The 13641-nt window shown below is 32.2% G+C and carries 13 protein-coding genes; 9 read left to right on the forward strand and 4 right to left on the reverse strand.

The window, feature by feature from the left end; translation table 11 throughout:
- The first annotated feature begins 1 nt into the window (after window position 1).
- The 8 genes from cysS (at window position 2) to B8963_RS10355 (ending at window position 7451) form a co-directional block, all read left to right on the forward strand.
- Window positions 2–1483, forward strand: a complete 1482-nt coding sequence (gene cysS / locus B8963_RS10320; RefSeq protein WP_084061442.1) for a cysteine--tRNA ligase — start codon at window positions 2–4, stop codon at window positions 1481–1483.
- A gap of 35 nt (window positions 1484–1518) precedes the next feature.
- Complete coding sequence (gene yidD, locus B8963_RS10325) at window positions 1519–1740, forward strand: membrane protein insertion efficiency factor YidD (RefSeq protein WP_084061443.1); 222 nt, start codon at window positions 1519–1521, stop codon at window positions 1738–1740.
- Window positions 1741–1839: 99 nt separating this feature from the next.
- Window positions 1840–2796 carry a prolipoprotein diacylglyceryl transferase gene (gene lgt, locus B8963_RS10330; RefSeq protein WP_084061444.1) on the forward strand — a complete coding sequence of 319 codons (957 nt, stop codon included), beginning with the start codon at window positions 1840–1842 and terminating at the stop codon, window positions 2794–2796.
- 3 nt (window positions 2797–2799) lie between these two features.
- Entirely contained in the window at window positions 2800–3285 is a 486-nt protein-coding gene (locus B8963_RS10335; RefSeq protein WP_084061445.1) for a DUF192 domain-containing protein, read from the forward strand.
- A gap of 12 nt (window positions 3286–3297) precedes the next feature.
- Entirely contained in the window at window positions 3298–3816 is a 519-nt protein-coding gene (locus tag B8963_RS10340; protein ID WP_084061446.1) for a GNAT family N-acetyltransferase, read from the forward strand.
- Between the two features lie 37 nt (window positions 3817–3853).
- Window positions 3854–5080: an ATP-binding cassette domain-containing protein gene (locus B8963_RS10345; RefSeq protein ID WP_084061447.1), complete on the forward strand. Its 1227-nt coding sequence runs from the start codon at window positions 3854–3856 to the stop codon at window positions 5078–5080.
- Window positions 5081–5263: 183 nt separating this feature from the next.
- The gene (locus B8963_RS10350; protein WP_084061448.1) at window positions 5264–5968 is read left to right on the forward strand and encodes a response regulator transcription factor; all 705 of its coding nucleotides are present in this window, start codon (window positions 5264–5266) and stop codon (window positions 5966–5968) included.
- Window positions 5943–7451 carry a sensor histidine kinase gene (locus B8963_RS10355; RefSeq protein ID WP_234989653.1) on the forward strand — a complete coding sequence of 503 codons (1509 nt, stop codon included), beginning with the start codon at window positions 5943–5945 and terminating at the stop codon, window positions 7449–7451. Before B8963_RS10350 ends, B8963_RS10355 begins: the two co-directional genes overlap by 26 nt.
- A gap of 75 nt (window positions 7452–7526) precedes the next feature.
- Here the strand turns inward: B8963_RS10355 and secDF are convergent, their stop codons facing one another.
- Window positions 7527–10499, reverse strand: coding sequence for a protein translocase subunit SecDF (gene secDF, locus B8963_RS10360; RefSeq protein ID WP_084061450.1), 2973 nt, complete (start codon window positions 10497–10499; stop codon window positions 7527–7529).
- A 145-nt stretch (window positions 10500–10644) separates the two neighbouring features.
- Window positions 10645–11571, reverse strand: coding sequence for a malate dehydrogenase (locus B8963_RS10365; RefSeq protein WP_084061451.1), 927 nt, complete (start codon window positions 11569–11571; stop codon window positions 10645–10647).
- A gap of 247 nt (window positions 11572–11818) precedes the next feature.
- Here B8963_RS10365 and B8963_RS10370 point away from each other — a divergent pair, with 247 nt between their 5' ends.
- On the forward strand, window positions 11819–12181 hold the full coding sequence (locus tag B8963_RS10370; RefSeq protein WP_084061452.1) for a hypothetical protein: 363 nt from the start codon (window positions 11819–11821) through the stop codon (window positions 12179–12181).
- A gap of 175 nt (window positions 12182–12356) precedes the next feature.
- On the opposite strand, the gene B8963_RS10375 is transcribed toward B8963_RS10370, so the two are convergent.
- On the reverse strand, window positions 12357–13157 hold the full coding sequence (locus B8963_RS10375) for a DJ-1/PfpI family protein (protein WP_084061453.1): 801 nt from the start codon (window positions 13155–13157) through the stop codon (window positions 12357–12359).
- Window positions 13158–13163: 6 nt separating this feature from the next.
- Window positions 13164–13577 (reverse strand): RidA family protein, encoded by a 414-nt coding sequence (locus B8963_RS10380; RefSeq protein ID WP_084061454.1) that lies wholly within the window; start codon window positions 13575–13577, stop codon window positions 13164–13166.
- Window positions 13578–13641 lie beyond the last annotated feature (64 nt).

Raw genomic sequence — 13641 nt, forward strand, 5'->3', positions numbered from 1 at the left:
AATGCAGTTATATAAATCCCAAGCTTTAAAAGTTTACAATTCACTTTCAGGAAAGAAAGAAATTTTTGAACCCATAAATGAAGGAGCTATAGGAATGTATGTTTGTGGACCAACAGTTTACAGCAATGTACATTTAGGCAACTGCAGAACTTTCATGTCTTTTGACATGATTTTTAGATACTTTAAACACCTTGGTTATAAGGTAAGGTATGTTAGAAACATTACTGATGCTGGACATTTAGAAAATGATGCAGAAGATGGCGAAGATAAAATTGCCAAAAAAGCTAGATTAGAACTTATAGAACCTATGGAGGTTGTACAACGATATACGGTTGACTTTCATAATATTCTTCAAAAGTTTAATTTTTTACCCCCTAGCATAGAACCAACGGCAACCGGGCATATAATTGAACAAATTGAAATTATTAAAGATATTCTTAAAAAAGGCTATGCCTATGAAATAAATGGATCAGTATACTTTAACGTTCCAAAGTTTAACGAATCTCATAATTACGGAAAGCTTAGTGGTCGCAAGTTAGAAGACATGATTGCCAATACCCGTGAGCTTGCCGCACAAGATGAAAAACATAGCCCTCAAGATTTTGCACTTTGGAAAAAAGCAGAGCCACAACATATTATGCGATGGCCATCTCCATGGGGTGATGGTTTCCCTGGCTGGCACTTAGAGTGTACCGCAATGAGTACTAAATACTTAGGGGAATCCTTTGATATTCACGGCGGTGGTATGGATTTAAAATTTCCGCATCACGAGTGCGAAATAGCACAGGCGGAAGCGTGTAATGGTGTTGAGCCAGTTAAATATTGGCTACATGCCAATATGCTGACCATGAATGGAAAGAAAATGGCGAAATCTACTGGCAATAACATTTTACCAGACGAAATATTTTCAGGAGAAAATTCCATTTTATCGAAAGCCTTTTCCCCTACTGTTGTTCGTTTTTTTATGATGCAGGCGCATTACACCAGTATTTTAGATTTGAGCAATGATGCATTATTAGCGTCTGAAAAAGGATATCAAAAATTGATGGAGGCTGTTAATTCTCTTGAAAATTTAGAAACAACATCTAGCTCCGATTTTAACGTTGAAGCATGGAAACAGAAATGTTATGATGCTATGAATGATGATTTTAATACACCAACATTAATAGCACATTTATTTGAAGCTGTTAAGCACATAAATGCGATTAAAGAAGGTAATGAAACCATTACTCAATCTGACAAAGCACTCTTAATAGAAACATTAAATGCTTTTATTTTTGATGTTTTAGGATTGGAAAATAAAAATGATGCAAATGCTGATTCTGATAAATTATCTGGTGTTGTCACCATGCTCATACAATTACGTAAAGAAGCCCGAGACAATAAAGATTTTGCAACATCTGACAAAATAAGAGATCAATTAGCAGCTTTAGGAATTCAACTTAAAGATGGAAAAGAAGGAACCACTTTTAGTGTTTCATAAATAAAATTCTGATAGCGTAATTTTATAAAAACGTATTGAAAAAAATTCTTATCGCCCCTTTTATTTTTTTGGTGCGATTTTACCAATTAGTAATTTCACCATATACTCCTGCGAGTTGTCGCTACTCGCCCACTTGCTCTCAATACACGCTAGAAGCTCTAAAAAAGCATGGATTAATCAAAGGTGGATGGTTAGCCCTAAAACGTATTTTCAGCTGTCATCCTTGGGGAGGAAAAGGTTATGATCCCGTTCCATAAAACATTTGTACGTTTTCATATTTAATTACTATTTTCTTTACCACCAAAATAGTGAGCTACTTTCTATTTTCTTATCTTAGCCCATCAAAATAAACAATAATGTACTTTTTAGGAATTACTTGGAATCCGAATGACACCCTCTTTAAAATTGGATTCATTCAAATAAAATATTACAATTTGCTTTGGATTGCTGCCTTTGCGGTAGGATGGGTAATTATGAAAAAGATTTTTCTTAAGGAGAAAAAAACAGTGGAACAATTAGATTCACTATTTATTTATACCGTTTTAGCTACCATGTTAGGCGCAAGATTAGGCCATGTATTTTTCTACGATTGGTCTTATTATAAAAATCATTTAATAGAAATATTATTACCGATAAAAGAAAATGCCAATGAAGCTCTTTTCGGATTTATTAATGGGTATGAATTTACCGGCTTTACAGGTTTAGCAAGTCACGGTGCTACCATTGGTATTATTATCGCAATTTATTTATATACCCGTAAAAATCCTGAATTTAAAGTTTTATGGTTATTAGATAGATTAGTAATACCCTCGGCTATTGGAGCATTCTTTGTGCGTTTGGGTAACTTTTTCAATTCAGAAATTAATGGGAAAATTGTAGACAAGTCTTTTATTTTCGCGACAAAATTTGTTCGTAATTCTGATGATTTACCGGCATATGAAGCCATGCAAATTACCAAAGCAAGAACAGCAAATGTAGCTTATGAATTAATAGAGAAAAATCCGAAGTTTTCTGCAATATTAGAAAGGATTCCTTACCGTCATCCAGCTCAGTTATACGAAGGTGTCTGCTATATTTTTGTTTTTATAATCCTTTATTATTTTTATTGGAAAACAGACAAAAAAGACAAACCAGGGTTTTTATTCGGTACATTTTTAGTACTCCTCTGGACGATCAGATTTTTTGTTGAATACGTTAAAGAACGCCAAAATTCATTGGATGAAAGCATGCAATTACTTTCCATTGGACAATGGCTTAGCTTACCATTTATAGCAATTGGCTTATATTTTATGTTTAGACCAACAAAGTCTTAAAAAATGAATTATACAAAACTATTATTAGGAGCATTACTATTAATTAGCTTTCTTTCTTGCAAAGAGGAGGCCAAACAAGTTATAAAAACTTCACCAATAGAATTTACAAAAGAAGGTGAACTAATCATTTATAAATCAAAAACTGACTCCATCATAGGTAAATTTGATATAGAAATTGCGGAAACTGCATACGAAACAGAAACTGGCCTTATGTATCGCAAATCCATGCAAAAGGATCGTGGGATGCTTTTTATTTTTCCTGATGTGGCTATGCATTCTTTCTACATGAAGAATACCGAAATACCTTTAGATATTATTTATATTGATGAAGACTTTAAAATAGCCAGTTTTCAAGAAAATGCAGAACCATTTAATGAAAAAGGGCTGTCGTCTCAAGTACCAATTAAATATGTTTTGGAGCTAAATGCAGGTTTAGCAGAAAAATTACTCTTAGAAATAAAGGATAGTATTTCTTTTAAAAAGCTCTAAATTCTTCCTGAGATGAATTTTCTAATGAATGGTGAAACTTCAGAAAGACTAAGCTTTAGAAAACTAACTGCCGCAGATTTTAATTTGTGGCTACCATTTCATCAAGATAAACGAACCTCTCAATACTGGTCAGGGTTACCAAACAACCCTGTCGATGCTTGTAAAGCTGATTTTGATCGCACCTTTTATCGCTATAATCATGATTTAGGAGGTAAACTGGCACTAATAGAAAAGAAAACTAATAACTTTATTGGGCTTTGTGGATTGCTCATTCAAGAAGTGGATAATAAGTCTGAATTAGAAATTGCCTATTCCTTATTACCAAACTATTGGCATAATGGTTTTGCCATGGAAGCAGCACAGCAATGTAAGCTCTTTGCAACCACAAATAAATTAGCAGACACTTTAATCTCTATTATACAAATAGATAATATACCCTCACAAAAAGTAGCATTAAGTATAGGCATGCAAATTGACAAAAAGACTACCTATCACGATAATCAAGTCTATATTTTTAGAGTTGCCCTTTGAGATAATATATTTTATAAAGAATTAATTTAAGTTTAAAATGCAGCATTATTCCATACTAATAGCTAATGAAACGAACACTAAAAGTTTTATAGATTCGATCTTAAACACTAATGATTTTTCAGAATTTGCAGCATTAAATGAGCTACGCGGAGATGTACTTTCCAAGCATAGAATAGAAGAACTTATTTATGAAGAAGAACATCACGATTTAAAAATTGCCACTTCATCCATTACGCAATCACTAAAATCTATGTCTACAGGTGAGCGTAAAAAAATAGTATTAGAATACCTTATTTCAACAAAACCAGATTACCTAATTCTTGATAATCCTTTTGATAATCTAGACCAGGAAGCCATTCAAAGTTTATCAACCACATTAAAAAACCTATCTAAAGAACTTATTCTAATAGTTTTACTAAGCAGAAAAAATGATGCTCCTAATTTTATCAGTAACACCTATAAATTAGATAAATCGGGTAGCTTAGAAAAAATTAACCTAAACAGTAATCTAGTTAAAGAGAAACAATTTTCAATTAAAATACCAGAACCTATCTTAAAGATTGATGCCTGCGAAGACCCTTTAATTTATTTAAAAAATGTTAGTGTAAACTATCATGACAAACCAATACTAACAAATATTAATTGGAAAATTAATAAAGGCGAATTTTGGCAATTAAAAGGTGCAAATGGTAGCGGTAAAACCACAGTACTCTCCATGATTACTGGAGAAAATAGTAAAGGTTATGGGCAAGATTTATATTTATTTAATCAAAAAAAAGGTAGTGGAGAAAGTATTTGGGATATTAAAAAGAAAATTGGATACTATGCGCCGACCTTAACACATAATTTCTATGGAGAGCATACTTTAGAACACATGCTAATTTCCGGTTTAAATGATTCTATAGGCTTATACAAACTCCCCACTGAGGAACAAATTAACACCGCTAGAGCATGGCTAGTAGTATTAGACCTTTATAGCAAAAAAGATACTTTGTTTATAGATTTACCTGTGGGTCAACAGCGATTAATCATGGTGGCAAGAGCCATGATAAAACAGCCACTATTACTTATTTTAGACGAGCCAACAGAGAATTTAGATGATGCTAGCGCAAGCCTATTTGTAGCTCTTATCAATAAAATTTCTCAAGAAACTTCCACAGCGATTATTTTTGTTTCTCATAGAAACGAAGTAGGATTGCAACCAAAGAACATTTTTGAACTTCAGAAAACCAAAAATGGCTCCATAGGAGTTATTACAAAATAGTATATTATTTTTTAGCTCTAATTCAACTATTCAGATGCTTTGTAAGGTGTTGTTGATTAGAACTACTAATTCTCTATGCAAAGTTCAATTGCATTCTATTTCTTTTTTTATCATAACTTACTTAAAATTAATGGGTTCTTGTGATAATTGTGTGATATATTTTAACTTCATTCGTAATTAACTATGAAAAATATTTTAATAATAGAAGATGATCCTGAGATAATAAAACTTTTAGAGATACATCTTAACGACTTAATTTATACTACTGCCAAAGCAATGGATGGTGCCAAAGGCTTAAAAATGGCTATTGAAAATAACTACGATTTAATAATTTTGGACATAACCCTACCAAGTCTAAACGGAATTGAAGTTTGCAAAAAAATTAGAGCTGAGAAAAATACTCCAATAATTATGTTAACCGCCAAATCTGAAGAGATTGATCGAGTTTTAGGCTTAGAAATTGGCGCTGACGATTATATTACCAAACCCTTTAGTATTAGAGAATTACTAGCACGCATTAAAGCTGTTATGAGAAGATCTAATATTCCTAAATCAGAAAAAAAAGATTCTTCTGTACTATCTTTTGAAGGTATTACAATTGATATTGATAAACGAAAAGTACTTGTGAATAATACCAAAATTGAACTTTCACCAAAGGAGTTTGAACTACTTGTACTAATGGCAAATAATCCAGGTAGAAACTATTCACGAACAGAGTTATTAAACATCATCTGGGGCTATAATTTTAATGGTTACGAGCATACGGTAAACTCTCATATAAATAGATTAAGAGCAAAAATAGAATCCGACATGACCAACCCATATTATATCTTAACCACTTGGGGTGTTGGCTATAAATTTAATGAAGAAATTTCGCATGGATACTAAATACAAAACACTTACACCAAAACTGATTAAAAAAATATCTATTGCTTTTGGCTTGCTTGTTCTCTTGATGGGAGTTTCATATATTTTCATTACAGCGTATTATGCTAACAAATACAATAAGGCGACCATACAACAAGTAAACGCTAATGTGGCAAATCATGTAATACAGGAGAAGTTTTCAAATGCATCGCCATTTTTAGAAGACGGTAGTGTAAACAAACCACTTTTTGGTGATTTAATGCATGATATGATGGCGGTAAACCGGAGTATTGAAGTTTATTTACTAAATAATACTGGAGAAATTCTATATTCAGTAGTACTGGATCACACTGAAAATTCTCCTTCAAAATCGGTTTCGCTAACACCAATAAAATCCTTTATTGCGAATAACGGAAAAACTTTTATTGAGGGCGAAGATCCAAAAAACCCAGGTACCCAAAAAATTTTTTCTGCCGCACCCTATGATGTAGGCGGTAGAAAAGGGTTTATCTATATTATTCTAGCGGGCGAAGATTTTCAACACATAAGCGATAGTTTATTGGGATCTTATTTTGCGAAATTAGGTATAGGAGCTACTTTATTAACTATGATTTTTTCTATACTTATAGGCTTACTTAGCCTTTGGTTTTTAACCAAAAACCTTCGACTAATTACCGGTACTGTAATAAAATTTAGAGAGGGAGATTTAGAAGCCAGAATTGAGAATCCTGAAAAATCCGATATTGAAGTATTTGCCCATTCATTTAATGACATGGCAGACACTATAGTAAGTAATATGGATAAAATGAAATCTGTAGATTCATTAAGGAGAGAACTAATAGCTAATGTTTCACATGATTTACGAACACCTTTAGCAGTGCTAAAAGGATATATTGAAACTTTACAGATTAAAAAAGATTCTCTAACTGAAACACAAAAGGACGAATACCTTCAAATTACAATTGATAATATAGACAAACTTTCCAATTTAATTAATCAACTTTTCGAATATTCTAAACTAGAAGCAGAGCAAATAACACCTATTAAAGAGCCATTTTCAATTACAGAATTATCATATGATTTAATAGCAAAATTTGAAGTTATTGCACAAAAGAAGGACATAAAATTAAGCTTAGACTGTCCCGATGTTAATTGTATGGTTTATGCAGATATAAGTCTTGTGGAAAGAGCTTTACAAAACCTTTTAGAAAACGCTATTAAATTTACCGAACATAAAGGCACGGTGACTTTATCTTTAAAAAAATTAACCCATAATATTGAAATAAATATAACGGATACTGGCTCTGGAATTCCAGCTAATGAACAAGCTTATATTTTTGACCGTTATAAACAAGTAAACAAAACCACAAAACAAGGTTATGGATTAGGCCTAGCAATCGTTAAAAAAATAATGGATTTGCACGAAACCACCATTATTGTTTTAAGCAAGCCAAAAGAAGGGAGTTCTTTTATTTTTAATCTTCCAATGTATCAGATATCATAAAAAAATAAACCCCTAAGAAAATAAATTCTTAGGGGTTTTGTTATAGTAATTTTGACTCTTTAAAGAGCCTAAAAATTATTCATTTTCTAAACCTTCTTGCGTCTTCTTATTTAAGGTATCGAACATTATAGGAGTTGCGATAAATAATGAAGAATAGGTACCAACTACAATACCCACTATCATTGCGAACATAAATCCGCGTAATGAATCTCCACCGAAAGCAAAAATTGCTACAAGTACAACTATAGTTGTTAAAGAAGTATTTAATGTTCTTCCTAAGGTACTATTTAAAGCCATATTGGTGTTTTCACCAGCCTTCCAACCTCTTTCCGCCACGATCTCTCTAATACGGTCAAAAACAATTACAGTATCGTTTAATGAATACCCAATTACTGTAAGTATTGCTGCTATGAATGCTTGATCTATTTCCATATTAAATGGCATTAGTTTACCAAATACAGAGAATACTCCCAATACTACCAATACATCATGGAATACCGCAGCAACAGCTCCTAGAGAGAATTGCCATTTACGGAATCGGAAAAGTATATATAAGAATACCACCGCTAAAGAACCGATAATAGCCCAAAATGCATTGTTCTTAATATCGTCAGCTATTGTAGGACCTACTTTCGTAGATTTCATTATACCTACAGCTTTAGTATCACTAGCAACTGTAAACTCATCATAAGTAATACCATCTGGTAAATACTTTTGTATTGTAGAAAATAATTTTTGTTGAATTTCACTATCAACCTCAATACCTTCAACATCAACCTTATAAGGAGTAGTAATCATTACCTGGTTGTTATCACCAAAAGTTTTAACATTAGTACCACTACCAAAGACTACGTTCAATTCAGAAGCCATTTCAGAAGGGTTCACCGGTTGCTCAAAACGAACCTGATAAGATCTACCACCCACAAAGTCTACCCCTTGTTGTAAACCTGGACCTAATATCAATGAATACAAACCAATAAGTAATAATACCGAAGAAAACACATAAGCAATCTTTCTTTTTGACAAGAAATCGATATTAATATTCTTAAATAAATTCTTTGTTAATCCTGTAGAGAAATCTAGTCTTCTTTCTTTAGCAGATAAATACCAATCTATTAGTAAACGTGTTACAAATATGGCAGTAAACAATGAAGTTAATATACCTATGATTAACGTAGTTGCAAAACCTTTTATAGGTCCTGTTCCAAAAATGAAAAGGATAATAGCTGTTAAACCAGTAGTAATGTTGGCATCTAAAATAGAAGACAATGCATTATTAAAACCATCTGCTACTGCTAACGATTTGCCTTTGCCTTTTGCTATTTCTTCTTTAATACGTTCATATATAATTACGTTCGCATCTACTGCCATACCTATGGTTAAAACGATACCCGCAATACCAGGTAAAGTTAAAACAGCTTTGATACTTGTTAATACACCAAATATTAATAAAATATTGAATAATAAAGCAATATCAGCAAATACCCCTGCTCTACCGTAATAGAATATCATCCATGCCAAAACAATAATCATTGCAATGGCAAAAGAATTAAATCCACTATCAATTGCTTCTTGACCTAATGATGGTCCAACAATTTCAGATTGTACAATTTCAGCTCTTGCTGGTAATTTACCTGCTCTTAAAACGTTAGCAATATCTTTAGTTTCATTTATAGTAAATGAACCTGTTATTTCTGAACGTCCACCTGAAATACCTCCTACTTGAGAAACACCAGGAGCTGTATATACTTTATTATCAAGCACAATAGCTATACCCGTTCCATTTAAGTTAGCATCATTGGTAAGTTTTTGCCATTCTTTAGCCCCTTTAGTATTCATACTCATACTAACAGCAGGTCTACCGCGAGGATCAAAATCATCACGAGCATCACTCACAACATCGCCACTAATTCTTGGTACTCCAGCTCTATTAGATTTTAAAGCATACAATCCAACAATTTCAGATCCCTCAGTTGGTCTTTCCCATAAGAATTTTACAAACTGTAATTCTTTAGGTACCAATCTGCGAATTTCTGGCATATTTAAATAAGCACTGATTTGCGCAGTATCTTTAGTCGATGCGCTTATAAATGAATAATTACCTGTATTTGCAGGAATCAATAATTTTATTAATGGATTTACTTCGCTAGCAAAATCGATAGAATCTTGAGCTACATCAGATAATAAAGAATCAATTTCAGATTCTGGTTTCGCTACAGTCTCAGGCTTATCAACCTCTACTAATGTTTTAAGCTTTTCATTAGCTTCAAAAATAAACTGATTTAAATACTGATTATCAGATCTATAGGTTTCCCAAAATTCCAATTGCGCAGTACTAGAAAGCAATTCTTGCGCTCTAGCAATGTCTTTAGCTCCTGGTAATTCAACTAAAATTCTTCCCGAAGTTCCTTCTCTTTGAATATTAGGTTGAGTAACACCAAAACCATCAATACGCTCTCTTAAAACCTCAAAAGCTGAAACAACAGATTCATCAATTTTGGTTCTAATTATAGGTTTTACTTGATCGTCAGTCATTTGAAAATTAACCACATCACTTAAACCTTTATTAGCAAAGATCTCTGGTGAAGCTAATTTCGTATCTCCTTTTATTTTATCAAAAGCATCAAAAAACAGGTCAACATAAGTATCACTACTATTTTTTGAAGCAGCATCAGCATCAGCTAAAGCTTTATTAAAAATAGGGTTTGAAGTATTGTTTGCTAAGCCTTTCAAAATATCTTTTACTGATATTTGTAAGGTTACGTTGATACCTCCTTTTAAATCCAATCCTTTGTTAAGTTCTTTCTTTTTAGCATCGTTATAGCTAGTAAAACCTAAAATAGATTGTTCACCGATAGAATCAAGATATCTTATTTCAGATTCTTTTCTTTTTTCGATATAATCATTTGTACCACTAGAAATAGTGTTTACGGCATTTTCAGCTGCTTTCTTTTCTACATTATTCGCAATGAACGTGTAAGACAATTGGTAAATACTCACCAATCCAAACAAAAAAGCGAAAAGCTTTATAAGTCCTTTATTCTGCATTAGTTACTATATTAATTTCTGGTTTTTTTTGTAAGCGTGCAAATATATCATTTAAGATAGGAATTGACAATATATTTTTACATTTATAAACAAGGGCAGTTATCAAAATGACTACTGCCCTTATTAATTTGATGAATTATTGGTATTAAAACTCCAATAAATTGTTTGTTTTCTTAACACCTTCAGCACTTTCTTGCATTTTTGCTTTATCTGCAGCGCTTAATGGAATGTTCACTATTTTTTCAATACCGTCTTTTCCTAAAATTACAGGAACACCTATGCAGATATCATTTAAGTCATATTCCCCTTCTAAATAAGTAGAACAAGGGAACATTTTCTTTTGATCGCAAGCAATTGCCTGAACCATGCTAGACACTGCTGCGCCTGGAGCATACCAAGCACTTGTGCCTAATAATTTTGTTAAAGTAGCACCACCAACTTTAGTATCTTCCGCAACTTGACTTAATCTTTCTTCAGATAAAAATTCTGATACTTTTATACTATTACGTGTTGCATGTCCTGTCAAAGGCACCATTCCTGTATCACTATGACCACCTATTACCATTCCATCAACGTCTGAAATAGGTGCTTCTAATGCCTCAGCTAAACGGTATTTAAAACGTGCGCTATCTAAAGCACCACCCATACCAATTATTTTGTTTTTTGCCAATCCAGTAGTCTTATGCACTAGATAAGTCATTGTATCCATAGGATTACTAACAACTATTAAAATTACATTAGGCGAGTGTTTAATTAGGCTAGTAGCTACAGTTTTTACGATACCTGCGTTTATACCTATTAACTCTTCTCTTGTCATTCCTGGTTTACGAGGAATACCTGAAGTAATAACCGCTACATCACTACCGGCAGTTGCAGAATAATCATTTGTAATACCTGTTATTTTAGTATCAAAACCATTTAATGATGCCGTTTGCATTAAATCCATCGCCTTACCTTCTGCGAAGCCTTCTTTAATATCTAATAATACAACTTCTGATGCAAAATTCTTTATAGCGATGTATTCAGCACAACTTGCGCCAACAGCACCTGCTCCTACTACTGTTACTTTCATTTTATATGATTTTAAATTTGATTTTATATTGGCGCAAAAATACTGAATTTAAATAGAAAAATGACGGTGATTTTCAACTTTTAAATTCTCTTTTTGTTAATTTTTTAAGGAAAAATTATTTCTTATTATGTTAAAAAAAAGGCCCATTCAACGAAAACATTAAGGCATTTGAACCATTGGTCGAAAAAACAACCCTAAAACCATTCATCTTTATTAAGTTTACCGTCCCAAATTAAACCTACTTAGTATGAAAAAGTACTCCCCACTTTTGATGCTTTGCGCTATACTTGTTTTTGCAAGTTGCTCAAAGCCAGCAACAAACAATGATCCAGTTATTGGAATATGGGTCAACACAATCTCTAACAATTCTATTGATCAAAAAAATGTCCAAACAGAATATGAATGGATTTTTAATGACGCCTACTTAGGAAGATTTCATCAATATGAAAATAATGTTATTACAGCGCAAACTGATTTCAGTTGGAAAAAAGAAAATGGAATTTACACCATTTCATATCCAGGCTTAGAAAAATCTGATGATGTTGTGACATTGGTTTCAAATACTTTTTTACAAAATAGCAATGGCGAAATTGTAGCCGAAAGAGAATAAAATCAATAAAATAAAAAGTAAACCTTAAGCCACCTTGTCAAGGTGGCTTTTGTGTTTATAAGGGGCATATAAATTGTTGGCAGAAAGGCAAAAAAAAAAAAAAAAAAACACTAGCGCAATGAAGCTCTATATTCAACATTGCATATTTACTAGTATAAAGTAAAGATTATGCTTATTATTTTTTTTCAAATTCTAAATATTCCCTAAGCGCTGCTAAAAAAAGAGTATTAAATTTTTTACTTGAAAAAGGATTTTGGCTGGTGATTAAATTTCTATCCTTAATCGCAAAATTTGATTTAGGTAAACCACTTCTATATTTTAATCCTAGTTTTCTTAAGCGTTTCGCAATTTTTCTAATTTTTGGTTTACCTTTCATTATAAATTTTTCAATAACAATTTCTTCCATAGTCGATACAGCATTAACTTTATAACCTAAATATGGGTTTTCTGCTACTGGAATTGTTAATAAAAGGCTAGGTGCATGACAAATAAGTCCTGTAGGTTTGTTATTTGCTGCAAATTGTTTTAAAAGAATTGGAATATTTCTACTATCCATTAAATCTATCATTAAACCTTGCCCTCCAGGAATTATCATTCCAATATAATTATTGTGATTTTCAATGGCTTTTTCAAGCGTTATTGGGTTATTAAAACCACTATCTGTTTTAATATATTTTATCGCTTCTACCTTAATATCTAAATTGTTCTTCCAATATTTATCGTTTATACTTTCTTCATCTATTGATACAATAATTCCGTTTGGAGTTGCAATATCCACTGCATAGCCGTTTTTTAAAACAGATCTGTAAGCCAAATAAAATTCGTTTAAAAAGACTCCTGTTTGTCTTAATTTTTGTCCCTTATTAAGTTCCAAAGTGTCAGCGGTACTCAAAATAAAAAGTATTTTTTTACTTTGAGCACAAAGAGTTACGTTGGTTATTATCGTAAATGTGATCATTAAAATTATTGATTTCATTATAATTTATTTAGCGGCGATAATTTCAATTTCTATTAAACAATTTGGTGCTGTTGCCAATAGTGGTAAAGGAATAATTGAGCTAGCTGGCAAATATTCCGCATGCCATTCTTTAGAAGCAACATCAATTAACACTTGTTTTTTCTCCATTGTAAAATCTACTATATAGACAGTTTGCTTCACAACATCATTTATTGATAGTTTTGCTGCATTTAGGGCGGTTTTGATATTAATTACTGTTTGACGTACTTGCTTTTCAAAATCAATTGAAACTAGTTGACCATTTACGTCTGATGCCCATTGTCCTGAAAAGTAATAGAGAGATTTCCCTTCCGGTATTTTTGCAATGTGAGAAAACCCGTAATTACTAGGATTAAATAGGGCTGTTGGATTGATAAATGTATTCTTGTTGTGATCCATAATAGTATTGTTATATTTGAATCACAAAGAAAATGGCTTTGCTATAACCCAGCATTTACATATG

This window comes from Cellulophaga tyrosinoxydans, assembly GCF_900176415.1.
In the GTDB taxonomy this organism is placed as follows: Bacteria; Bacteroidota; Bacteroidia; order Flavobacteriales; family Flavobacteriaceae; genus Cellulophaga; species Cellulophaga tyrosinoxydans.